This window comes from Caproicibacter sp., from assembly GCF_046707225.1.
GTDB lineage: Bacteria > Bacillota > Clostridia > Oscillospirales > Acutalibacteraceae > Caproicibacter.
In genome coordinates this window covers 106,384-130,988 of sequence record NZ_JBJKOP010000051.1, presented here as the reverse complement: position 1 = coordinate 130,988, position 24,605 = coordinate 106,384, and the positions used below count along the sequence as shown (strand labels likewise).

Below are 24,605 nucleotides of genomic sequence, written 5' to 3'. Positions count from 1 at the left end.
TGTTGGGAACCTTATGGATTCTATGCTATAATAAAAATACATTATTTTCCACAATTCCGGAAACATGGAAGAAGAGAAAGAGAATCGATGGAGAGCAGAAGCGGGCACGTGGAAATCCGATTCAGAAAAACCGTGAAAAAGCGCTTTTTGACCGAACCGGACGGAATCTCGCTCATTTCCGGAAAGCAAAGATTCCTAATTGCGGCGGTTCTGCTGGCGGCGGTTCTGCTCTGCATGGTCTTTCTTGCACATACCCTGGTCAAAACGGAAAAGCTGCGGGTTGCTTCCGGCGACGAGTATCAACTGGCCGGCCTTTCGGGAATCCACCTGCTTTTTCACGGGAACGTGTGGGGAACTCCCATATTTCATTGGGTTGATTCCGGGGAAGATAAATCTATTGAAATGGAGAGGCTGACGGCGGGTGGAAAAAGTTATGCGGTGCTGATCTTTGGAACGGGAATTAAAATATTTGACGGCGGCACGGAAGTAACCGAATATAAAATTGACGGTTCAACGACGCCAATCAGCAGCTTTGTCACGGATTATGACGGAGACGGAAACGATGACGTTTTCCTTCTGCTGAAAAAGAGGGGCGCCCTGTATGGAGACCGGCTGATCATTTTGGAGTTTAACGGTGTAAAAACGAAAAAGACTTATGACGCGTCGTTTCAAAAGCTCAACCCGTGGAAGGTTCAGGTCTGCGATGTGGACGGGGACGGAAAAAAGGAGGTTTCGCTTGGGGTGTATACCGTGGCAAAATATCATCCTGTCTACGCCAAAAGACCGTTCCTTTATTATTTTCACAATAACAAGCTCTACCCGAAATGGCTCGGTTCAAGACTGTCGAGGCCGTTTGACGATTATGTGTTCTGCGATTTGGATGGAGACGGCTTGGATGAGCTAATCTCTGTGGAATCCACGAGAGAAGGAAAAAAGGAATTGAACGCATACAAATGGACGGGGTTCGGCTTTGAATCTATCGGTGTTTCGGACGCGTTCGATCAAATGGTCGCGCTCAATTCCGACGGGAAAACGGTTTCCGCCGTCTGCGGGAAGCAGGGCGCGGGAACGCCGTCGGTGTTTTACTACAGCAGGGGTAAATTTGAAACGGAGGGATGATCCTATGTTTTTCAGGCGAACTATGTCGTCGGTTCTGTGCTGTGCTTTTCTGCTTGCGGCGACGGGATGCGGCGCGAAGGGCACGACTACCTCACGACCAGCGGTTTCCGTGGACGGAACGGAAAGTAAAACGGTGAAAAGCACCGCTTTCCGTCTGGTGTCCCTGGAGTCCGCGGTGAACAAGAATGTCGCCGTACCGTATTCTCCGTCGCAGTTTGTAACCAAAGTGGAGCCCTACAAAGTGAATCCCGATTTATCCAATATTGATAATCTGAAGCAGTTCGGCAGCTTTTCGGAAGGGGAGAAAAAGCTGCTGTCTCAGAACGCTTTTATGGTGTCACCGACTGCCGAGGAGCAGCTCTTCTATCTTTACGAAAAAAACAGTTACCTTGAAATACCGAGCTTTATCACGGCGGATTCGGTATTGCAGCTTTATCATATCTTCTACGATTTTTCTCTGCGAAACCTGGAGAAGAACAGTCTGTTCAAAGCGGTTGACGATTTAACGGGCAGCATGCTGAAAAAATCCGTTCAAATTTACAAAGGTGTTCAGAACCCGGAAGTAAAAGCCGCCGCGCTGAAAAATATCGCTTATTTTGCCGCGGCGGAGCTTGGGCTTGGAAAAGCGCTGCCGCAGGAGACGCCGGACGAAGCGAAGAATCTGGCGGAAAAAGAATATTCCCTGATTCAGGCAAAACAGGGCTACTCTCAGTCCGCGATCTTTCCGTTTGAACTGGATTACAGCCAGTTTGAGCCGAGAGGGCATTATACCAGAAACGACGATTTCAAACGGTATTTTACCGCCATGATGTGGTACGGTCAGGCGCCTTTCCCGCTCTACAAGGATAAAGACCAGAAGGAGAGGGACGTGGAACAGACGCTTCAGGCGCTTCTTGTCACCTACGCGCTTTTTATGGAAAAGGACGGCACGCAGGACATCACGAACTGGGAGGAAATCTATGCCCCCACCTCGTTTTACGTGGGGGCGTCCGACGATCTCACGATTTATGATTACAGGGATCTGCTGCGGAAAGTTTACGGGGATCAGCCGAACCTTGAGACTTTGAGCGACGGCGAACGGCTGGACGCGCTCTATCAGGAGGCAAAGACACTCCCGGAACCGAGAATTGCGGCCAAATACACACAAGTAAACACCCCCGTGGGCAAGCAGCTGCGGCTGATGGGTCAGAGATATCTAGCCGATTCCGAAATGATTCAGGAGCTTGTGGAACCGATTCAGCGGCCAATTCCCAGCGGGCTTGACGTCATGGGAGTTCTGGGCTCGGACCGGGCGTATCAAATCCAGCTCTCCAAACAGGAAAACCAATGGAAAGGTTACCCCGCGAAGTTCACAAGTGTAAGGGCGCAGTTTTCAAAACTTCCCGAAGAGACGTGGCGGTCGAATCTGTATTACGGCTGGCTGTGGGTTTTAAAAGGGCTGACGCAGCCTTACGGAAACGGATATCCTTCCTTTATGACGAATCGGGCATGGACGGACAAATCCCTGAACACTGCGCTTGGCAGCTGGTCCGAATTGCGCCACGACACCATTCTGTACGGAAAGCAGAGCGGGGCTGAAAAAGGCGGCGGAGAGGAGCCGAAGGTCCTCGGATATGTGGAGCCCGCTGTCGAGGTGTACGACAAGCTGCTGTGGCTGACGCAGTATTCCAGAGAGAACCTCTCCGCAAGAAATCTGCTTACCGGGGAAAACGAAGAGGGCAAAAACAATATGGAAGGCCCGGTAAAATATCTGGAGGATCTTTTGCAATTTTTGCGGGACTGTTCCGTCAAGGAGCTGAAAGGGGAACAACTGACCGACGACGAGTACGCCCGGCTTTACGACTACGGGGAGAACATGGAAGAAATGACGGCTTCTTTCGCGACCGACGGGCTAAGGTGGTTTGAAATCGAATCCGAGACCGATAAAAACATGGCCCTTGTCGCCGACTTTCACACGATCGCTCCGAATCAATTCGATCAGGGCGGCTACCTGGAAGCGGGCGTGGGTCCCGCGCATGCAATCTATGTGGTGGTTCCGATCGGCGGCAAGCTCTATTTAACCAGAGGCGCGGTGTTCAGCTATTACGAGTTTGAGTCGGATAAAAGACTGACCGACGAGCAATGGCAGAAGATGCTGAAAGAGAACAAGGCGCCGGCCCAGCCTTCGTGGACCCGTTCGTTTATCAGCGGGGGAAAGGGAAAAATCCCGGAGCCCCAGGACCCGTATAATTCTTAGTGGGCCTGCGGGACTGATAGGTCCGACTTGTTGAAAAAATCATACGGAATGATCCTATCAAACAGAAAAGCCCCCGAAATTGGTTCCGTTGATTCGGAACAATTTCGGGGGCTTTCGCGATATGATTAGTGGTTGGTCATATCTCCGGAACCGGGGGCAGCCGGATCCTTTTCCGTCTGACTGAGAGAACTTCCCGGTTCTTTCACAACGGCGCGGTGAAAGGGCGGACATCTGTTTTTTATGCGGTTTTCCGAAAGAATAGACGCGATCTCGCCTTCGGCCTGTTCCACTTCCGCCCGGAAGCTGTCGGCGGAAAGGCGCAGCGCCCCGTGACCCAAAATGATCAGCTGCTCGGCCGCGTCGGAAGTGGCGACCGTGACCCGGTGGGTTTTCCCGATTTCATTGGTTACTTTTTCAATGTATGCGTCCGCTGTCTCCGCCTCTTTGGTAAAAACAACGCTGATATTATGGTAACGGGATATTTCTCCGGCGCCGTGGGGAACCTTGTATGCGTCGAAAACCAGAATCACCGCACATTTTTTAAACCCCTGATAGTTGCTGAGAATGTCCGACAGGAGTTTTCGCGCCGTGTCCAGATCTTCCCGCGCCGCCTTTTTCAGCTCGTCCCAGGCGAATATGATGTTATAGCCGTCCACCAGCAGGTACTCCGGCCCGGAGTAACGGGGCTGAACCGAGAATTCCCGCTCCGATGGGTCCGGTTTCTTCGGGCGTGTGAATTTTCTGCGTTCCACCGGGCCGTAGGTCCGCTCAAAAATGGATTTCAGCTCTTCGTCCTGTTCCAGAGAGCCGGCGGCAGCGGACGGGCGCGGGGCGGCGTGCGGTTCGGTTACCGCATCCCCGTCCCGCGCCGCCGGGATGATTTCGCTGTTTACATGCATATGCCTGCGAACCTGATCCCATTTGATCACGTAGCCCGCTCCGTGGGAACAGAAAACCGAATCCGCCGGATTTTCCGTGTCCCGTTCGCTGTCGTAACCGACGGCGGCGACCGCTTCGTCCTGGTTATGGCAGGGTTCGTAGCCTTTCAGCGAGCAAACGAGCCTGCCCCGGCCCCTGGTGTAGGAGGTAACCTCCATAGCGTAGTCCCTCATTGTTTGAACCGGCGCGGTGCCGGTCAAAACGGCATTTTCCCCAAAATGCTCCGGTTGGGACACAACGCCGGATCTGCGCTGAAGATCCGACATGGCCCGCCCGACGAATTCCGCCGGAATTTCCAGGCGGAACTCGTACCATGGTTCCAGCAGGATGGATTCGGCGGTCATCAGTCCCTGACGCACCGCCCGGTAGGTCGCCTGCCTGAAATCGCCGCCTTCGGTATGTTTGAGGTGCGCCCGTCCCGCAACCAGAGTAATCTTCATGTCCGTGATGGGGGAGCCGGTCAGCACGCCGGGATGCGTCCGTTCCTCCAGATGAGTCAGAATCAGCCGCTGCCAGTTTCGGCTTAGAACCTCTTCGCTGCAGGCGGCTCCGAATTGAAGTCCGCTGCCTCTTTCCCCGGGCTCCATCAGCAGATGAACCTCCGCGTAATGACGCAGCGGTTCGAAGTGGCCCACGCCCTCTACAGGCGCCGCGATGGTCTCCCGGTAAACAATGCCGCCCTGCCCGAACTCCACTTTCAGGCCGAATCGCTCCAGAATAAGTCGCTTCAAAATTTCCAGCTGCACTTCGCCCATCAGCTGAAGATGAATTTCGCGCAGATGCTCGTTCCAGACAATGTGCAGCTGGGGGTCTTCCTCCGCAAGCTGACTCAGCTTCAGCAACGCGCCGTGCGGGTCGGTTCCCTCCGGTAAAAGGACCTGATAGGTGAGCACAGGACCCAGCACAGGCGCTTCGGAGGCTGACTCAAACCCCAGCCCCTGCCCGGGGCGGGTGCGGCTCAGCCCGGTCACGGCACATACGGTGCCAGCCGGAATCTCGCCCGGCGTACGATACTTTTCGCCGGAATAGATGCGGATCTGGTCGACTTTTTCTTCCCATGGTTTCTCGCCCGGAACGCCGTCGCGCCGGTTTGTCAGCAATGTTTTTACTTTCAGGTTTCCGCCGGTGACCTTGAGAAAGGTCAGTCTCGTGCCCTGCGCGTCGCGTGAAATCTTATAGATTTTCGCGCCGAATTCGGCAGGGTACTCGTGAGTTGCGGTATATCGTTCCAGACCGCCTAAAAAGCCGTCCACACCGTCCAGCTTCAGCGCGGAGCCGAAAAAACAGGGGAAGATTCCACGCCGCGCCGCCAGAGCGGCAATCTCTTCGTCCGACACGGTCCCCTGTTCCAGGTAACGGGTCAGAAGATTTTCGTCGCACAGAGCCGCATTTTCATAAAAAGACTCCGCTGTTTCGCAAAAGTCTACACAGCGGTCGTCCAGCTTTCGCTTCAGGTCCTCGGTCAGAGCGCTTCGGTCTGCTCCGGGCAGATCCATCTTATTGATAAACAAAAAAACCGGAATCCGATGCCGCTTCAGGAGCTTCCAAAGCGTCAGGGTGTGGCCCTGGACGCCGTCGGTCCCGCTGACGACCAGAACCGCGTAATCAAGCACTTGCAGCGTTCGCTCCATTTCACTGGAAAAATCCACATGGCCGGGGGTGTCCAGCAGCGTGATTTCCGTATGTTCCAGCGGCAGGACCGCCTGTTTGGAAAAAATGGTGATTCCCCGTTCCCGCTCCAAAACGTCCGAATCCAGAAATGAATCCTGATGATCCACGCGGCCCAGTTTTTTCAGGGCCCCGCCGCGGTAGAGCATTGCTTCCGTCAAAGTGGTTTTTCCGGCGTCGACATGGGCTAATATTCCAATGACCAATTTTTTCATGATACTTCACCAAAGCTTGAAAGGATAACGTCATGACTAACTATATCATGTTGCCGTCAGTGAAGCAATATGGAACCCCGTCCGTTCCGCCCGGAAAAGAATTTGTCCGGAGTTTCTTCCATCATTTCGTCCGCCTTCATTTATAAGCTTTGACCAAAGATTTTCCATAAAGCCGAGAACGGCTGGCTGAGAATGTATTGGTTGACGGTGATTCCCAGCAATCCCCAGCAGGTGCCTAGAACCGCTCCGCCGAGCACATCGCGCGGATAATGCATGCCGACATACATTCTGGTCATGCCGACGCACAGCGCGGCCAGGTATAGCAGGCGTACCTGTCCGGTGCCAAGATTGAAATAGTGGGAAAGGAGGGCCGCCATAAAGAACGCCTGGCTGGTGTGCCCGCTGGGAAAAGACGCCCCTTTTTCTCTGACCCCGACGATCCGGATCTTTTGGATTGTTTGATAGGGCCTCGATCTGCCGACGGCCATTTTGATCAGTTCCACCACAAGCCACAGGGCCAGATTTCCAAGAATCAATTCATAACCCAGCAGCCTGCGCCCCAGAAGATAGAAAATAAGGGCCGCCGCGGCCGCAAAGAGCCCGTTGCCAAGCTGGGTAAACGCAAGCATGAGACGGTCAAGCCACCGAGGACGCTGCCCTTGAAAATTAAATAGTTCGAAGATCCTTTCGTCGATGCGCTGGAATTTTTTCCAGATCAGAGAGAGCGCGGTCAGGCAAAACAGGAGCAGCATCCCCGAAAGGAAAAGCCTTGCTTTGATCGCCTGCCAGAGCAGAGACCATACGGAAACCGGGCAGACGGCCGCGGCGGCGGTGAAAGAGATCAGAATCAGAAAAAACCATACGGACGGGTCGATCCGCTTGCGCCGATTGACCGCGGCGCCGTCCGGCTTGGAAGAAAGCGTATGCTTCATAGGACGGGCCTTCGTTTCGGGTCGTCGGGCAGGGCTGTTAAAATATGGACGGACGCGTTTTTCATTTCAACGAGGGCGGGGCCTTTTCCCAGGCCGATACCGTCCGCCATAACCGGCATCTCAGGGCTGGTTTTGATTTCAATTTTTTTGGCGCAAAGCCTGTGAATTCTGGGGTCCTCCGTAAGATTGCTTTTGACCGCGCATCCCACAAGGTCCAGCTTGGACATCTCCGCGACAAGATAAAGATTTAAAAATCCATCCTGATAGGAGCGCTCCTCCCCAACTCTGTAGCGGTGAAAAATATAGGGCATGTTTGCCGCTACAAGGGCGTAGCCGTCGCCGGTGATCTGGAATCTGTCGTCCAGCCGAATCTCAAATTCGCACGGTTTGTTTTTGACAAATTGAAGCAGAAAATCACTGATAGGGACCAGATTGCCATGCTGAATCTGATCCGCTGATGAGAAGAGACTCGACAGCAGGCCGATGGAGCAGACCTCCAAAAACGGGGTGCGGATTCCGCCGCAGGTGACCATTCCCACATCTACCCTGGTTCGCAGGCCGGCGGAAAGCACGGAAACGGCAGACGGAATGTCTAAGGGGATTCCAAGACTGAATGCGATGTTATTCTGGGTTCCGGCCGGGATGATACCAATGGTAGAATTGGTGCCATACAGCGCTCTGACCGCGGATGACACGGTTCCGTCGCCGCCGCACACCAGAAACAGGTCAATTCCCTTCGAAAGAGATTCCCTGACGATTTGAGAAAGATCGCTGTCGGGTTCAATTAGAAATGGTTCCGCCGTGAAGCCGGATGACTGAAGTTGGGTCAGAATATCCGTTAATTGCACGGGGGATTTTTTATTCTTTCCAGAGCTTGGGTTATAAATCAATTTAATGTTTTTCATATTACCTGATGTTGTTTTATTCGGTGAACCTGTCTGTATAATTTCTGCTTTCCGATTGAATTTATGCGCCTTTGGTTACGAAAGAAAATTATAGAAAAAAGAGCCCGGGCGCCGGCAAAGCGTTTTTACCGCAATACCGGCTCCGGGCCGTGATGATGAAGTCGCCGTTTTGCTCAGGTGACGATTTTTCCGAACAGTTCGGTGTAGGGATGTTCTTTGCAGTCCTCGAGCAGACTGCGGTAAAAAGCTAAAGTGTCTCTGATTGTGCCAAGTCCGTACATGACCTCATAGTCCTGATAGGCATCCGCGGATTTCGTCAGTTCCCAGATTCCTCTTTCAAGCAGTGACAGAAAGGAGTTTGCGGGCCCGATGTCATCCTGATTCAAAACAGTCCATCCGCTGGAGGCTTCAATCAGATCGCGCACATCCCATAGGATATCGTGGCCGCTCCCGATCTGCATCCAACGGTCTTCCTGAATTTTTATTCTTAGGACAACACGGTACATCATGAAACTATCCCCCAAAAAATTCACTATTATAGATTAATTCGTTTGCAGGAATGTTTTTTTGGGGGTTCGGGAATTTTTTTCAGGATCAATTCCCCCAAAAGGAAAGGCACTTTCAAATGATTGAAAGCGCCTTTTTGTACGCTGAAAGACATGTGAAAAAAGCTTCAATTACTCGACGGTAACGGATTTTGCCAGATTCCGCGGTTTATCCACGTCGCAGCCCTTTTGAACGGCGGTGTAATAGGCCAAAAGCTGCAGGGGAATCACCGCGAGCACAGGAATCAGGATATCCTGAACGGGGGGGACATACAGAGCGGCCTCGGCCACCTTTTCAATGCTGTTGTTTCCCTCAACCGCCAGACCGAGAACCTTTGCGCCTCTGGTGGTAACCTCGCGGATATTGCTGATCATTTTGTCATACAGCCTGCTCTGCGTTGCGAGCGCAATAACGACCGTTCCCTCTTCAATCAGCGCGATGGTGCCGTGCTTCAATTCTCCTCCGGCATAGGCTTCCGAGTGGATATAGGAAATTTCCTTGACCTTCAGAGCGCCCTCCATAGCGACGGCGTAATCGATGCCCCTGCCGAGGAAGAACATGTTTTTGTGCATGTAATTATTGGACGCGAACTTCTGAAGCGTCTCCCTGTGGCCGAGCATTTTCTCCGCTTTCTCGGGCAGAGTCAGCATGTCGCTTTTCACAGCCTCGATCTCTTCGTTCGTCATGGTGCCCCGGTGCTGAGCAAAATACAGCCCCAGAATATACATAGTAATCAACTGGGTCGTGTAAGCCTTGGTTGAGGCGACGGCGATTTCGGGTCCCGCCCAGGTGTAAAGAACGTTGTCGGCCTCACGCGCGATGGAACTGCCCACCACGTTGGTGACGGCCATAACCTTAACGCCCTTGCTTTTCGCTTCGCGCATGGCCGCCAGGGTATCCGCCGTTTCACCGGACTGGCTGACCGCGATCAAAAGAGTCTTGTCGTTCAGAAGCGGGTCGCGATAGCGGAATTCGGACGCGATGTCGACTTCCACCGGAATCCTCGCCATTTTTTCAATGACGTATTTCCCGACGACCCCCGCGTGATAGGCGGTTCCGCAGGCTACGATATAAATCTTCTCTATCTCTTTGATTTCCTTTTCCGTAAACGCGATATCGTCCAGCTTGACGGGCTGGCCGGGCAGAATTCGCGAGGTCATGGTTGCCTTGATGGCGCCCGGCTGTTCGCAGATTTCTTTCAGCATGAAATGCTCGTAGCCGCCCTTTTCCGCCGCGTCGGCGTTCCAGGTAACGTGTTTGACCGGCTTTTCCGTTCGTTCGCCTTCCAGCGTGTAAACCTCGACCGAATCCTTCCGAATCACGGCGAACTCCTTATCCTCCAGATAAATAAAGTCCCTGGTGTAATTCAGAACGGCGGGAACATCCGAAGCGATAAAGTTTTCATTCTTGCCGATGCCGATGACAAGCGGGCTGTCCTTGCGGACCGCGATCAGCTTATCCGGCTCGTAAACGGACATGATGCCCAGCGCGTAGCTGCCCTCCAGCTTGGAGACCGCTTTTGTGACCGCCTCCAGCAGATCGTTTTTGTAATAGTAGTCGATCAGGTTCGGAATCACTTCCGTATCCGTTTCGGAATAAAAGCGATACCCCTTTGAAATTAGAAATTCTCTCAGGTGCAGATAATTTTCAATGATTCCGTTGTGAATCACGCTGATGGTCTTTTTCGCGTTTGTGTGGGGGTGGCAGTTCGTCTCCGAAGGCTCCCCGTGTGTCGCCCAGCGCGTGTGGCCGATGCCGGTGGTGCCGGACAGAGCGGCGGCCTTCAGTTTTTCCTCAAGGTTTGCAAGCCGCCCCTTGCTTTTTGCAAGGCCCATTTCCCCTTTGTGATTCAGTACCGCGATTCCTGCGGAGTCATACCCGCGGTATTCCAGCCTGCACAGACCGTTCAGTAAAACGGGCTGCGCTTCCTGATCGCCGATGTAGCCAACAATTCCGCACATGTTTTTTGCCTGCCTTTCATAAATGAATTCAGGCTTTCAAGGTACCCTGTTGAATTTGTTCAAAAATCGCTTTTTGTTTTTTTCAACATTTCCGGTAGTACCGTACCGCAAGGCATCCGCCGAATTTTCGATTCTCCTTGTCCTCGTCAACTCGCGCAATACGAGTTCTGGCGCTGTGTTTTCTTTTTTGAAAGCCAAAACATATCATACAATACCAGATTAACATTTTCAAGTGGAATTGTTCCTGAAAAAAGCCGCGGGCTGAGGAAAGTTTTGCATCAAGTCCTTTGATTGCCGGTTGCTTCGGCATAATGATTTAATTTCCATCCATACTAAGTGGGTTATTGTCAATTTTGTCATGAAATTGTCTCGACAGGTTTAAAGTAAATGTTCTTGTATAAAAATATAAGCGATGTTATATTAAAACTGCGGACCGTTATTATTTACAAAATATGATGGAGTGAAGGAGGAGTTTTAGTGGTTGATGCAAGAAATGCAGAGGTTCCCGCTAAGAAAATGGGGACAAAGGCGGGAATTCAGAAGTTCGGCGGATTCCTTGCCGGTATGGTTATGCCGAACATCGGCGCATTCATCGCATGGGGGCTTTTAACGGCTCTCTTTATCCCTACGGGTTGGATTCCGAATGAATCGCTGAACAAGCTGGTCAGCCCGATGATTACGTATTTGCTGCCGCTTTTGATCGGTTATACGGGCGGCAACATGGTCTACGGCAAGCGCGGCGCGGTCGTCGGCGCAATCGCTACCATGGGTGTGATTATCGGTTCTTCGGTGACCATGTTCCTGGGCGCCATGATTATGGGCCCGCTTGGCGCGTACTTAATCAAGAAATTCGACGGGGTGGTAGAAGGCAAGGTAAAAGCCGGATTTGAGATGCTGGTCAGTACTTTTTCAGCCGGCATCCTTGGCGCTTTGATCTCCGTTCTTGGTTTCCTCGCAATCGGCCCGGCCGTCGGCGGCCTGACTACGGCGCTCGGAAACGCCGCCCAGTGGATTACATCGGTAAAGCTTCTGCCGCTGATTGCGATACTGGTTGAACCCGGTAAGATTCTGTTCCTGAACAACGCGATCAACCATGGCATTTTTGACCCGGTTGGCATTTCTCAGGTGAAGGAGTTCGGAAAATCCATCTTCTTCCTGCTTGAGACCGATCCCGGCCCGGGACTCGGCGTGCTTCTCGCCTACTGGATGTTCGGCAAGGGCAATGCGAAAAGTTCCGCGCCCGGCGCCGTGATCATTCACTTCTTCGGCGGAATTCATGAGATTTATTTTCCGTATATTCTGATGAATCCTCTTCTTCTGATTTCCGTTATTCTGGGCGGTATGTCCGCGGACTTTGTGTTCGTAATTACCGGAGCCGGCCTTGTCGCCTCTCCATCCCCCGGAAGCATCATCGCGGAAATCGCCATGTGCCCGAAAGGCGGACTTCTGCCTGTTCTTGCGGGTATCACAACCGGGGCGGTGGTGTCGTTCCTGGTGTCCGCAGCGATTGTCAAACGCTCCAGCGCCGGCGATAAGGACGACGGTTCCTTTGCGCAGGCGCAGGCGGCAGTCGGAGACATGAAAGCGGAAAGCAAGAAAAGCGCCGCTGCCCAGCCCGCGGGGCAGGTCGTTTCCGGCGAAATTCCAAGTCTGATCATTTTTGCCTGCGACGCGGGGATGGGCTCTTCCGCCATGGGAGAAACAATCCTGAAAAAGAAACTGAAAGACGCAGGACTGGACATCGCGGTGCATCATGCGCCCGTGAGCGAAATTCCGGCGGACGCCAAAGTCGTGTTTACGCAGGAAAGCCTTGCCGAACGGGCCAGAGGAGTCGTTCCGAACGCACAGATTATCACGGTGAACAATTTCCTGGACAGCGCGGCCTACGATCAGTACATTTCCGCTTTGAAGGAACGGAGCCAGTCAAAATCTTAACGGCAAACCAATCGGGGCCCGGCACAAAGCACCCGTGTCGGAGCCCCCTTTCTTCTCTTTCAGGTGCAGATCCGACCGCTACGATAAAATAGGGAAGTGATGAAATACGGAAGAACTTTCTACCAGACAAAAGTTTATTCTCGGCTTGCTGCTGGAGTCCGACAGGCTGGAGGTTGAAGCGCTTACAAAACAGATGGAGGTTAGCCAGCGGACGGTGTTTCGGGAAATTTCTTCCATAAACCGTGTGCTCAAAGAGAGACAGATGAAAATTTCGGTGAAAAATTCTGCTCTGGTCCTTGCTGCAAACGCGGAACAGACAGAGGCGCTCAGGCAAATGCTGGGCAATGTTCCCAAGCGCCTTTTGCTGACGCCGAAACAGAGAATCCTGTTTATCACGGCGCAGCTGCTGCTGGCGGATGAACCGTATAAATCCACGTTTTTCAGCTTTCAGCTGGATGTTGCCGAGGCAACCGTCAGTTTTTACATGGACAGTATTGAACAGTGGCTTGAGGGGAAAAATCTTACCTTGAGCAGGAAAAGAAGATATGGAATTCGGATAGAAGGTTCCGAATGGAACAGACGCAACGCGCTGGTAACTTTAATCTATGAATACAAGCCGGTCGAAGAGCTTTTGCCTTATATTTACGAAACAAAGAAAGACCCGGTTCTTCATTCGTTTTTCAGGCTTTTGTTCGGGGACCGGATTCTGAAAATATCAAAGGAAGTCATGGCCCTGATTCCGGAAGAAACAAACGACGACGTGCCCTATCTGACCCTTCTGTTTCACACGATGATTTCCATTCAGAAGACCGTTGCAGGGCACCCGATTTCCCTGCCGGATGAATTCATCCGGGAAGCGATTTCCGCAAACAGCTTTCATTTCGACGAAAAGCTGAAGCAGCTTTTGCTCCGGCGGGAGATTCCGGCGGTGGAAAGCGAGATTGCGTATATTTCCATCCATCTTCCGGCAAGCTGTCTGTATGACACGGATCAGAAATTCAGGGACCTGGACGTGACCGTCAGTAAACTTGCGGAAGAAGTCCTGTATGAGGTCCGGAAAGGACTGGGAATCGACCTCGCCGAAGACAGCCAGGTGATCGCCGGCCTGTCTCACTATTTTAATCTGGTGATTTATCGGATCAACATGGGAATTCAGGTGAAAAATTCCCTGCTCGACCAGGTACGGGAGCATTACGGCACTCTGTTTCAGACGGTTGAAATTGCCTGTAAGCTGGTTTTTTCCAAATACAATATCCGCCTGTCACAGGATGAGATTGGATTTATTACGATGAATATCGGCGCCGCGCTGGAAACAAAGGAAGACTACAACAAAAGTGTCTCCGTGCTGATCATTTGCCCGAACGGCCTGTTTGCGTCCCGTATTTTGCTCAACAAGGTACAGAACGTCGTCGGGGAGATCGAACGCATCGATCTCGCTTCATTAAAAGACTGGTCGGAAAGCAGCTGTGAGCAATATGATCTGATTCTTTCTACGGTGGAGCTGGACGAGAAAACCGGCTGCGAAAACATTCTTGTTGTCTCTCCGTTCCTGAGCGACGACGATATTGCGAGGATTAACAGCCGCGTGGCGATGATACGAAAGCGTGCTTCCGGCGGGATCAGAAAACGGGTGCCGGCTGTCCGGACAATTCCGGCAAAAGCGGATGATATTGCAATGATTCACCGCATGATTGAGAACCTATGCATTCAAACCGTTCCGGAGGAACCGTTTGAAGCGGTCGTCGGAAGGATTACCGCCGAACTGGCCGAACGGGGAACCGTCGCGGATTGGCATGAAATCAGCGCTTTGATTTTAAAGCGGGAAAAGATCGGCAGCGTCGTGATTCCCGGCACCCGCGTTTCCCTTCTGCATGTTCGGTCCGACTCGGTCTTTTCCCCGTTTGTCGGCGTTTACAGATTGCAGGGTGAAATCATGATGGATGGAGTCGGGTTTGTTCAGGAACCGGTTGATACTTATCTAATGATGCTGGCACGGAGCAGCGAAAGCTCCGTCGTGCTGGAAAAGATGGGCGATATCAGCATTTCTTTGATTGAAAATAAGGATTTTCCCGAAAGGCTGCGAAAAAGCAGTCTGGGAGAATTGCGAAAGATATTTGAAAATTTGCTTCTGGAAACAAAGGAAGAAAGGGGATAAACGCATGGCAAAAGAGATTCTGACCACGCAGAACATTATCTTAAAACAAAAACCGGAGACTAAGTGGGAAGCCATCGAGCGGGTGGGCGGCATGCTGGTTAACAGCGGCTATGTCACCCCGAAGTATCTTGACGGAATGAAAGAACGGGAAGAAAAGTTCACCACCTACATCGGCAACGGAATTGCGATTCCGCACGGAGTCAACGAATATAAAAACGAGATTATGGAAACGGGTCTTGTGATCGTACAGTATCCGGACGGCGTGGATTTCGGCAAAGGAAACACGGCCTATATTGTCATCGGAATCGCGGGCAAAGGCGACGAACATCTTGAGATCCTGACCAAAATTGCGCTGACCGTTCAGGATAAGGGGAACGTGGAGCGGCTTCGGTTTGCCGAAACGGCGCAGGAGATTCTTTCCATCATAGAAGAAGGTGTCATGTGATGAAAGCGGTCCACTTCGGCGCGGGCAATATCGGCAGGGGTTTTATCGGTTATCTTCTTTCCAAATCGGGGTATGACCTCACCTTTGTCGATATTTCGGCGGAACTGGTCGGCAATCTCAACCGCCTGGGCACGTACAAGGTCGTTTCGCTCGGCGGAGAAAAAAAGGAGGAAACCGTCGGTGAAATCCGTGCGGTCGGCCTGAATGAGGAAGCCGGACTGAACAAGGCCGTGGAAGACGCCGACCTGATTACGCTGTCGATCGGCGCGAACCATTTGAAAGACACCGGCAAGGTCCTTCGGGACGCTCTTCAGGAACGCCGGAGCCGGAACCCGGAGCGGCCCCTGGACGTGATCGCCTGTGAAAACGCCTTGTTTGCCACGGATCTTCTCAGGGAATCCGTTGAGGAGGGGGCGACGGAGGACTTTCGGAACTATCTGAGGAAAGAGGTCGGCTTTCCGAACTGTGCGGTCGACAGGATCGTTCCCAATACGTCGGTTCAAAAGGAATCTCCAATCGACGTCGCCGTCGAAGATTTTTACGAATGGGATGTTGAAAGCGCAAAAGTAAAGGTCAACAGCCGGATTCAGGGCGTCAATTATGTGGAAAATCTTGCTCCGTATTTAAAGCGCAAGATATTTCTGCTCAACGGGGCCCATGCTCTGATTTCCTACGCGGGCTACCGAAAACAATATCAGTTTGTACATGAGGCGATTCGGGACCCAGAGATCCTGACGGCCGTGCGGGAATTTCACTCGGAGGCCGCGCGGGCTCTTCACCTGGAATACGGTATGGGAGAAAGCGATCTGAAGCAGTATTCGGAAAAACTGATCGCGAGGTTCCAAAACCCGTATCTGAAGGACGAACTGACCCGGGTTGGCCGGGACCCGGTCCGGAAGCTTTCAAACAACGACAGGCTGGTTTCTCCGCTGCTGATGTGTGAAAAGCACGGAGTCGAATGCGGCGGGATTCTTTACGCAATCGCGTCCGGCTTTGCCTACGATTTTGCAGATGACCCCAAGGCGGTTGAAATTCAGAAAAGCATCAGGGAAAACGGAATAGAAAATGCCGTTCAACGGTTTACGGGACTGGAGAAAAGCGGTAAACTTGTACTGGGAATAGCGGAAAGATACAGACAGATCATAGGGAAAGAATAATGTTCCCGGTTTCCGTATCAATGAAAACCGAAAAGCGCCATATGGAAGGATTGAGGATACAATGCTGAGCAAAGAATTCACGATTAACAGTCAATATGGATTTCACCTCAGACCCGCGCAGGTGATGGTGGAAAAGATGACCCCGTTTGAGAGCGCGGTTAAAATGAAGAAAGAAGACGGGACGGAAGCGGACGCAAAAAGCCTTTTGGGGCTGATGAGCCTTGGCCTGAACGACGGTATGACCGTCCGGATTGATATAAACGGAAACGACGAGCTTGAAGCGATGGAGGTTGTGGAAGAACTGTTCCGCACGAATTTCGGGGAATAAAGCTAACCGGAGAGTGATGAAATGGCTGAGAAAATTTATCAGGGAATCGGTGTCTCCGACGGAATCCGCAGCGGAATCGCTTTTATTTACCGGCGCGAACCGGAACCCGACACGAACAGGACCGTATCAAAGGAGCAAACGGAGGCGGAAGTAAAACGCCTGGATCAAGCCGTCGAACAGGCCGGACAGGAAATCGATCGCCTGATCGCGCGCACTTCCGAAACGCTTGACAGCGGAGACGCCGCGGTCATCAAGGGCCAGAAAACGTTTCTGGCGGACCCCGCGTATTGCCCGGAAATGAAAAAGCTGATCCTCGGCAGGCAGTACTCGGCGGAAAAAGCGGTTCGCGAGGTCACGGACCGGTATGCCGCCGTTTTTGAGGGAATGAACAACCGCTATATGCAGGAGCGCGCCACGGATGTCCGGGACGCCGGCACACGGCTTCTGAAGTATCTTTCAGGAGTGCAGTCTTTCGGCCTTTCTAAAATCGATCACCCCGTGATTCTGATTGCGGACGACTTGTCCCCATCCGATACGGTTCAGCTCAACCGGGAAATGATCCTCGCTTTTGCCACGCGGCAAGGAGGGAAAACCTCTCATACATCGGTGTTCGCAAGATCATTGGGCATTCCGGCGGTTGTGGGCGTGCCGGAAATCATGGAGGAAGTAGCGGACGGCGAGACTCTCATCCTCGACGGAAATCTGGGCGTATGCGTTGCTTCCCCTGAGCCGGAGACCAGGAAAGTGTATCTTGCGAAAATGGAGGAAGAACACCGGAAAGCGGAGCTGTTTGGCAGATTCGCGTCTCGGAACGCGCAGACGAAAGACGGAGCGAGAATCATCGCCGCCGCTAATATAGGCTCTGTTGCCGACGCGGAGGATTCGCTGAAAAAGGGAGCGGAAGCTGTCGGCCTCTTTCGCACGGAGCAGGTGTACCTTTCCAGAAAATCGCTTCCGGGTGAAGACGTGCAGTTTGAAGTATACAGAAAGGTAGCGGAATGCTTCGGCTCCAAGGAAGTGATCGTCCGAACTCTGGATGTCGGCGGAGATAAGGAGATCAAATATTTGGGGATTGAAAAAGAGACCAATCCGTTTTTGGGATACCGCGCGATCCGCTATTGTCTGGATCGGAAAGAAATCTTTCTGACTCAGCTCAGGGCGATTTTACGGGCTTCCGCCTTCGGCAGACTGGCGATCATGTTCCCGATGATTTCCGGCATGCAGGAGCTGGCCGCAGCCAAAACCATGGTGGAAGATGCAAAGGAGCAACTTCGGGGGAAGGGCGAGCCGTTCGATGAATCTATCCGGATCGGAATGATGGTGGAAATTCCGTCCGCCGCTCTGATGGCCTCAGCGCTTGCCAAAGAGGCTGATTTTTTCAGCGTCGGGACGAACGACCTGGTTCAGTATACCCTCGCCGTCGACCGCGGCAATGAAAAGGTTTCTTATCTCTACAATTATTTCGACCCCGCAGTTATACGGCTGATCCGCTTGACTGCCGACGCAGCGTCCTCTGCGGGAATTCCAATGGGAATGTGCGGAGCAATGGCGGGGGATCCGCTTGCCGTTCCTCTTCTCGTCGGGCTTGGGCTTTCCGAACTCAGCATGGCCGCCGGTTCGCTGGCGCAGACAAAATATATTCTGAGCAGGCTGGATACCGGAAGCTGCCGAGAAATCGCCGAAAAAGCGGACTGCTGCCGGAACGCGACAGAGGTTCGGTCTCTTTTACAGGAGTATTTAGAAACGGAAATAAAAGAAGTTAAAGAAGTAAAGGGACTGTTGCAAAACAGCTTTGATAAAAAATAATGCACAAAAAATGCGCCTTGATCGGGCTTTATCAGCCGTTTCAAGACGCATTTTCTTGCTTTGAGGGCTATTCCGTTGTGCAATTTGCTATCGCAAATTCATTTTGCAACAGCCCCTTTTTCAATGTCTGAAAATCCTTTGGAGCCTGCATGACGATGTATAAATTCCATTCAAAGCAGGAAAATAGAAAAGAACCGCAAATCATTTAAAGGATGGTTCAATGTGATCGGAATTCTTGAAACGTTTCTTCGCTCAGCCGCGGCTTTTTTGCTTTTGATGCTGGTCACAAGGCTGATGGGGAAAAAAGCTATTTCACAGATGACCTTTTTTGATTTCTGCGTCGGAATTACGCTGGGCTCCGTAACAACTGAAATCGGCCTGACCGGAAACGATTCCATGGGCACGGCAATTGTTATGCTGTTTACCCTCGCAGGGCTGACGATTCTGACAGGCTATCTGCATTTAAAAAGCATGAAATTCAGAAAAGCGGTTAATTCCGAACCGCTGATGCTGATTGAGAACGGCCGAATTGTTGAGGCGAATCTGAAAAAGGCAAGAATTACGCTGAATGATCTTACCTCTTTGCTCAGGGAAAAGAATGCGTTCAATATTGCGGACGTAAATAACGCCGTGCTGGAAAACGACGGGAAGCTGTCGGTCCAGTTAAAGAGCGGGAAAAAGCCGGTGACCCCGTCGGAACTGCAGCTGCATCCGCCCGAAAAGGGGCTGACCAGAGACATCGTAATCGACGGAATCTTGCTGAATGAAAATCTGGAAGCAACCAATCTTACGAAGGAATGGCTGTACGAGGAACTGAAAAAACAGGGATTCAGCAATTTAAAAGAAGTGTTTTTCGCCGCGCTGGATTCTTCCGGGAGCCTGTATGTTTCAAAAGGAATGAAAGGGAAAGAACAGCCGGGGCAGCATGGAATTGAGTAGGGGGAGTTTTATGAGCAACAAAGCCATTACGCAGATCCTTTTTTGGGGAGTCCTTACCATCTTCCTCCTTTATTTCACGGTTTTAAATCTGCGATTCACAGGCAGCCGGTACGCCGAAGTTTTAGACACCATTTCCACATCCGCGCGGGAGGAGGACTGGCGGTCCGCCGCCGACGAATTGAACCGTTTTGAGAGTTTTTGGAACGGGGTGGAGTACTATGTTCAGTTTAACAATGCGGATCAAAGCTTTTCAACCCTGAATCGTGACGTCGAAAATTTGAAGACCGCCGTTCTCAACAGAAAAGTCTATGAGACCGACCTCTATTCAAGAAACATTAAGTCGCTGCTCGACAACTGTACGAAACCTGCCCCGCAGCCGTAAGGAGCGCGCCCATGAGTACTTTGGTTTATGTGATTCGCTGCGTCCTTCAGCTATTGGTAACGTGGCTCGGCATTCGGATCATCGGGAAAAAGTCCATCGCGCAGATGACCGGGTACGAGCTTTCGGGCATTCTTTTGCTGTCGACGGTGGCGGCGGAGCCTCTGGTTTATAAAATCGCCTCAAATGCGGCAATCGGGGTCGTGACGCTGGCCGTCGCGACACTGCTCATCGGAAAATTATCCCTCAAAGATAAATTCTACAATGTGGATTCCAAACCGAGCATTGTAGTTGCAAATGGCTCCCTGATCAAAAGCGAGCTGAAGAAGAACCAGATGAATGTTTCGTTTCTGCTGTCACTGCTGAGGCTGAAGGGATACTCCAAACTGTCCGATGTGGAGTTTGCCATCATTGAGCCGAACGGAAATCTGTCTGTCATTCCAAAATCGCAGGAAAGGCCCGTCAAGCCGAAGGACATCCGGATTTCAACTCCCTATGAAGGACTTTCGCTGCCCCTGATCGTCGATGGAAAGGTGATTCAGGAAAATCTTGTCTATGCAAAGCTGGACCGCGGCTGGCTCACGGACCAGCTTGCCTCCGCGGGTTTCCAGGAGGAAAAGGATGTACTGCTGGCAGAGCTGGACAGCCAGGGGAATTTATCTGTTTTCAGAGAGAATGAGAGCGACGATTCCCCTAAAATAGTTTAGAAAGGAATTAGGAATATGAAAAAATGTATTTTTCCGCCGACCGCGAAAAGAGTGGCTGACCATACCGCAAGTCAAGTCAATCAGGAGATCCGGTCGCAGACCGTCGACGGTCTGAACGCGATTCAGGGGTGCGGCGAGCCCGCCTTTACCGCCAGAATCCACAAACTGGAGGAGGAGTGGAATACCGAGCGGGTTCTGGAGGCGCATGCGGCTTCCATTGTACTGATGGCGTCGATCGGCGGTTATCAGAAGAAGAACTGCGCTTGTTTCTCATTGACAGGGTGCGCGGGCTTTTTCCTTCTCATGCACGCGCTTTTGGGATGGTGCCCTCCGCTGCCCGTCATCAGGCGGTTTGGAGTCAGAACCCCGGAAGAAATCAGCAATGAAAAATTCGCGCTTAAAATGCTGCGCGGGGATTTCTCCGCTCAGCCCGCCAACATGGATGAAATGCTCCAGCTGATGGAAAAAGAATAGGGGTTTCCGCAGGGGCGTTGATCAAATATATTTTAACGGAAAAGAGGTGTTTTTATGGGAATCGTATCAACTGCGACCGACAAGTATCAGAAATGCATCGACCAGTGCAACCGGTGCGCGCAGGCCTGCGAAGAGTGTTTCAAGCTGTGCCTGAACGAACCGGATGTTCAGGCGAGGAAAAGCTGCATCGCGACGCTGATCGAATGTGCCAGGTACTGCAAGGACGCCGCCTGCTTCATGTCTTTCGACGCGCAGTACGCGAAGGATTTCTGCAATCTTTGCGCGACGGTCTGCAACAAATGCTCGACGGATTGCGCCATGTTTAAGGACGATCACTGCGTCAAATGCGCCGACGAGTGCAAAAGCTGCGCGAATGAGTGCTCCGCAATGGCACAGTGACCGGGGGTCCCCGACGGTTAGCAAAAAATGAAATAATCCGCCTCTGTTTGAGCCATACTAAAGAAAAACTCGAACAGAGGCGATATTTTTATGGCGGTTGCTCATAAATCCGTGATTTCCTTCGGACTTGTTGCCATTCCGATTGCCATGTATACGGCGACGCAGGACAACGATATTCATTTTAACCAGCTGCATAAGGAGGACAATTCCCGCATTCGTTACAAAAAAACCTGTGCGCACTGCGGAAAGGAGATCGGGCCGGGGGACATTGTCAAGGGCTACGAGTACGACAAGGACCACTATGTGGTCGTGACGGACGAGGAGATTGAAAAAATCAAGACGGAAAAGGAAAAGTCCATTCAGATTCTTCACTTTGCGCAGCTGAACCAGATTTCTCCCGTTTATTACGATAAAACCTATCAGATTATCCCGCAGCCGGGCGGGGAAAAGGCGTTCGAGCTGCTTCGCCGGGCGCTGATGGATGAGCAGAAAATCGCGATCGGGAAAGCTGTTTTTGGTACGCGGGACACGCTGATGGCGATTATCCCGCGGGAGGACGGGATGCTGATTTCAACCATGTTTTATGAGGACGAGGTCAAAGCGCTGCCGAAAAGCTACAACCGCCCGCAGGTGGCGGAGCAGGAGCTGAAAATGGCGCAGGCTTTGATCAATACCATGGACACGCCCTTTCAGCCGTCGGAGTATCAGGACGAATACCAGGTCAGGCTGAAGGAGCTGATCGAAAAGAAGATCGGCGGGCAGGAGATCGTCGCCGCCAAAGAGGAAAAGGAAGGCGGCAATGTCATCGACCTGATGGAGGCGCTGAAAGCCAGCCTGGATCAGAACAAGGAAAAAGCGGCTCCCCAAAGCCGCAAAAGCTCCAAAAAGGAAAAAGGCGCGTAAAACGCGGGTGGGATTTGCAATAAAAACAGGAAAAGTTCTTGAAATTGGAATGGGAAAAGAATATAATAATGCTGGAAAATGTTTCAGTCATCCGACTGCCGTTTTTACCGGCGGGCCTATTATTGGGCCCCTGACCGAACCAAAGGAATGGAGGCATTTTTATGAATCAGGAACAAATGGAACGCATGGAACACGGTAAGGGCTTTATCGCCGCGCTGGACCAGAGCGGCGGAAGTACGCCGAAGGCACTTCTGGCATACGGTATCGGGGCGGACGCGTATTCGAACGAGGAAGAAATGTTCCGTCTGGTGCATGAAATGAGGACCCGAATCGTTAAAAGCCCCGCGTTTTGTTCGGACTATATTCTGGGAGCCATTCTGTTTGAAAATACGATGGAACGTAAAATCGACGGTTCCTTTACCGCTGACTACCTCTGGAACAGCAAGGGGATCGTACCGTTTTTGAAGGTGGACAAGGGACTTGCGCAGAAGGAAAACGGCGTGCAATTGATGAAGCCGATGCCCGGCCTGAATCAGCTGCTGCAAAAAGCCGTTCAAAAGAACATATTCGGCACAAAAATGCGCTCGGTGATCTGGCTTGCGGACAAAGAGGGAATCCGCGCCGTGGTGGAGCAGCAGTTTACCCTTGCGCGACAAATTGCGGCGGCGGGCCTGGTTCCGATTATCGAACCGGAGGTCGATATTCACAGCGGGGAAAAAGAAGAAGCGGAGAAGCTTTTGAAGGATGAAATTAGGAAACAGCTTTTCCGGCTTTCGCCAAATACCCGCGTGATGCTGAAGCTGTCCATCCCGACGAAGGACGACTTTTACCTTGATTTGATGGAAGATCCGCATGTGGTTCGAGTGGTCGCGCTGTCCGGCGGTTATTCGCAGGAAGAAGCGGATGAAAAACTGGCGCGCAACCACGGCCTGATCGCAAGCTTTTCGCGCGCGCTCGCGCAGGGGCTTTCGGCGGGGCAGTCGGATCAGGAGTTTGATCAAACGCTCTCCGAATCCGTCCGCGTGATCTATCGGGCGTCCGTCACCTGAACTTGCCTCACGCGTGAAAAATCAGGAGCCCGCGCAGTTTGCGCGGGCTCCTGATTTTTCTGCTATTTGCGATTATTCCTGCTTGATCGCGGTCAGCGCGCTGATTTTCATCGCGCGGTTCGCGGGCAGAATGCCCGAAATGAGGCCGACCAAAGTGGAAAAAACAAGAGAAGCGAACACCAGCCAGAGCGGTATGATCGAAATATTGCCGCCCATGCCGAAAATACCGCCCCCCTGCCCGGACGTCGCCGCTTTTGCCGCCAAAGAGTTTAAAAGCGCCGAAATTCCATAGCTGATTCCGATTCCCGCCGCCCCGCCGAGAAAGCCGATGGTTCCCGCTTCCACCAGAAACATGGCGCGGATATTCCATACAATGCAGCCCAGAACTTTCATAATCCCGATTTCGCGCGTGCGTTCGTAAATCGACATGACCATGGTATTGGTGATGCCGAGCGCCGCGACCAAGAGGGAAATGGCTCCCAGCCCGCCCAGAATCATCTGAATGGTGCGCAGCTGGTTTTCCATTGCGTCGCGCTGACTTTCCATGCTGTAGGACTGGTACCCCAGGTCCGTAATCTGCTGCACGGCGTCCGGCACGGCTTCAATGGAGTCCATTTTGATGACGATCTGGCTGTAGGAATCCTGGGACTCGCTGCTTTTCACGTTGTTCAGTTTGTTGTATTTTGCCTTGAGCTCCTTGGCATAGTCAATATCCATAAAAATGCAGTCGCTCGGGTTCGGGTTTTTGCTGTAATCCTGTGCCAGAACGCCGAGCACATTGAGTTTGACGTCTTTTTTTCTCGCCGTGGAATCCTCCGGAAGATTGACGCTGAGCGTGAATTTATCCTTTTCCAAATCCACGAACGGTTTCGGCATGTTTCCGTTTTTATCCGGCGTGCGATCCATCATGCCGTCATTTTGCCGTTTGGGGTCCATAAAATCGTATCCGGATTCGCTGCCGAACAGAATGTCCGTCTTTTTAAAGTCGGAGCCGGGCAGATTTCCGCTTTCCGCCTGAAAACCGAACGTTTTCAGCGTGTCCATCGCGACGCCGTAGACCATGGCGCTGAACTGATACTTCCGGCAGCTGACGGTTACGCAGGACGGGTCCAGATAATAGACCGGCGTGACGGCGGTCACATTCGGAAGCTTCTGCATGTTTTGCAGCGCTTTGTCGTCCAGACTGCCGGACCCCCTGGAACCTCCGCCGCCGTAAACGGTGACGACGGTCAGGTCGCCCATGCTTTTCATCATGTCCTCCATGCTCTGCCGCATCCCGAACCCGAGCGAAAGCATGACGATGATGGCGCAGGTGCCGATGACGACGCCCATGACGGTCAGCACCGTGCGGACGCGGCGGTGAAACAGGTTGGAGAGGGACATCGCAATCATGTCGCGGAACTTCATG

At 52.2% G+C, this 24,605-nt stretch carries 21 protein-coding genes; 15 read left to right on the top strand and 6 right to left on the bottom strand.

Translation table 11 applies throughout. The annotated features are described in order from the left end of the window. Window positions 1–87: 87 nt before the first annotated feature. Together ACLQ3M_RS14505 and ACLQ3M_RS14500 are read left to right on the top strand one after the other, a co-directional pair. Complete coding sequence (locus tag ACLQ3M_RS14505) at window positions 88–1,119, top strand: FG-GAP repeat domain-containing protein (protein ID WP_411678402.1); 1,032 nt, start codon at window positions 88–90, stop codon at window positions 1,117–1,119. A gap of 4 nt (window positions 1,120–1,123) precedes the next feature. After that, window positions 1,124–3,355 (top strand): DUF3160 domain-containing protein, encoded by a 2,232-nt coding sequence (locus ACLQ3M_RS14500; protein WP_411678401.1) that lies wholly within the window; start codon window positions 1,124–1,126, stop codon window positions 3,353–3,355. Between the two features lie 125 nt (window positions 3,356–3,480). Here ACLQ3M_RS14500 and ACLQ3M_RS14495 read toward each other — a convergent pair whose 3' ends face one another. The 5 genes from ACLQ3M_RS14495 to glmS form a co-directional block, all read right to left on the bottom strand. Continuing rightward, on the bottom strand, window positions 3,481–6,177 hold the full coding sequence (locus ACLQ3M_RS14495; RefSeq protein WP_411678400.1) for an NYN domain-containing protein: 2,697 nt from the start codon (window positions 6,175–6,177) through the stop codon (window positions 3,481–3,483). Window positions 6,178–6,317: 140 nt separating this feature from the next. Next, the gene (locus ACLQ3M_RS14490) at window positions 6,318–7,109 is read right to left on the bottom strand and encodes a phosphatase PAP2 family protein (protein ID WP_411678399.1); all 792 of its coding nucleotides are present in this window, start codon (window positions 7,107–7,109) and stop codon (window positions 6,318–6,320) included. Next, the gene (locus ACLQ3M_RS14485; RefSeq protein WP_411678398.1) at window positions 7,106–8,014 is read right to left on the bottom strand and encodes a diacylglycerol/lipid kinase family protein; all 909 of its coding nucleotides are present in this window, start codon (window positions 8,012–8,014) and stop codon (window positions 7,106–7,108) included. The genes ACLQ3M_RS14490 and ACLQ3M_RS14485 overlap by 4 nt, the downstream gene beginning before the upstream one ends. Before the next feature lie 173 nt (window positions 8,015–8,187). After that, on the bottom strand, window positions 8,188–8,475 hold the full coding sequence (locus ACLQ3M_RS14480; protein WP_411678397.1) for a hypothetical protein: 288 nt from the start codon (window positions 8,473–8,475) through the stop codon (window positions 8,188–8,190). A 216-nt stretch (window positions 8,476–8,691) separates the two neighbouring features. Next, window positions 8,692–10,521, bottom strand: a complete 1,830-nt coding sequence (gene glmS, locus ACLQ3M_RS14475) for a glutamine--fructose-6-phosphate transaminase (isomerizing) (RefSeq protein WP_411678396.1) — start codon at window positions 10,519–10,521, stop codon at window positions 8,692–8,694. 516 nt (window positions 10,522–11,037) lie between these two features. Here glmS and ACLQ3M_RS14470 point away from each other — a divergent pair. From ACLQ3M_RS14470 to ACLQ3M_RS14410, 13 genes are all read left to right on the top strand, one after another. Next, window positions 11,038–12,456, top strand: coding sequence for a PTS mannitol transporter subunit IICB (locus tag ACLQ3M_RS14470; RefSeq protein WP_411678423.1), 1,419 nt, complete (start codon window positions 11,038–11,040; stop codon window positions 12,454–12,456). A 145-nt stretch (window positions 12,457–12,601) separates the two neighbouring features. Then, window positions 12,602–14,611: a BglG family transcription antiterminator gene (locus ACLQ3M_RS14465; protein ID WP_411678395.1), complete on the top strand. Its 2,010-nt coding sequence runs from the start codon at window positions 12,602–12,604 to the stop codon at window positions 14,609–14,611. A gap of 4 nt (window positions 14,612–14,615) precedes the next feature. Then, the gene (locus ACLQ3M_RS14460) at window positions 14,616–15,056 is read left to right on the top strand and encodes a PTS sugar transporter subunit IIA (protein WP_411678394.1); all 441 of its coding nucleotides are present in this window, start codon (window positions 14,616–14,618) and stop codon (window positions 15,054–15,056) included. After that, window positions 15,056–16,213, top strand: coding sequence for a mannitol-1-phosphate 5-dehydrogenase (locus ACLQ3M_RS14455; protein WP_411678422.1), 1,158 nt, complete (start codon window positions 15,056–15,058; stop codon window positions 16,211–16,213). The genes ACLQ3M_RS14460 and ACLQ3M_RS14455 overlap by 1 nt, the downstream gene beginning before the upstream one ends. A gap of 61 nt (window positions 16,214–16,274) precedes the next feature. Beyond that, window positions 16,275–16,541, top strand: coding sequence for an HPr family phosphocarrier protein (locus ACLQ3M_RS14450; protein ID WP_411678393.1), 267 nt, complete (start codon window positions 16,275–16,277; stop codon window positions 16,539–16,541). 21 nt (window positions 16,542–16,562) lie between these two features. Then, window positions 16,563–18,347, top strand: a complete 1,785-nt coding sequence (gene ptsP, locus ACLQ3M_RS14445) for a phosphoenolpyruvate--protein phosphotransferase (RefSeq protein WP_411678392.1) — start codon at window positions 16,563–16,565, stop codon at window positions 18,345–18,347. Window positions 18,348–18,569: 222 nt separating this feature from the next. Then, complete coding sequence (locus ACLQ3M_RS14440; RefSeq protein ID WP_411678391.1) at window positions 18,570–19,286, top strand: DUF421 domain-containing protein; 717 nt, start codon at window positions 18,570–18,572, stop codon at window positions 19,284–19,286. Window positions 19,287–19,296: 10 nt separating this feature from the next. Further along, on the top strand, window positions 19,297–19,668 hold the full coding sequence (locus tag ACLQ3M_RS14435) for a hypothetical protein (RefSeq protein WP_411678390.1): 372 nt from the start codon (window positions 19,297–19,299) through the stop codon (window positions 19,666–19,668). Window positions 19,669–19,679: 11 nt separating this feature from the next. Then, window positions 19,680–20,372, top strand: coding sequence for a DUF421 domain-containing protein (locus ACLQ3M_RS14430; RefSeq protein WP_411678389.1), 693 nt, complete (start codon window positions 19,680–19,682; stop codon window positions 20,370–20,372). Between the two features lie 15 nt (window positions 20,373–20,387). Then, the gene (locus tag ACLQ3M_RS14425) at window positions 20,388–20,846 is read left to right on the top strand and encodes a DUF2892 domain-containing protein (protein ID WP_411678388.1); all 459 of its coding nucleotides are present in this window, start codon (window positions 20,388–20,390) and stop codon (window positions 20,844–20,846) included. Between the two features lie 54 nt (window positions 20,847–20,900). Continuing rightward, window positions 20,901–21,245 (top strand): four-helix bundle copper-binding protein, encoded by a 345-nt coding sequence (locus ACLQ3M_RS14420; RefSeq protein ID WP_411678387.1) that lies wholly within the window; start codon window positions 20,901–20,903, stop codon window positions 21,243–21,245. A 90-nt stretch (window positions 21,246–21,335) separates the two neighbouring features. Then, window positions 21,336–22,148, top strand: a complete 813-nt coding sequence (locus ACLQ3M_RS14415) for a Ku protein (protein WP_411678386.1) — start codon at window positions 21,336–21,338, stop codon at window positions 22,146–22,148. Between the two features lie 161 nt (window positions 22,149–22,309). Continuing rightward, window positions 22,310–23,197, top strand: coding sequence for a fructose bisphosphate aldolase (locus ACLQ3M_RS14410; protein WP_411678385.1), 888 nt, complete (start codon window positions 22,310–22,312; stop codon window positions 23,195–23,197). Between the two features lie 72 nt (window positions 23,198–23,269). Here ACLQ3M_RS14410 and ACLQ3M_RS14405 read toward each other — a convergent pair whose 3' ends face one another. Then, on the bottom strand, window positions 23,270–24,604 hold the full coding sequence (locus ACLQ3M_RS14405; RefSeq protein ID WP_411678384.1) for an ABC transporter permease: 1,335 nt from the start codon (window positions 24,602–24,604) through the stop codon (window positions 23,270–23,272). Between the last annotated feature and the right edge of the window lies 1 nt (window position 24,605).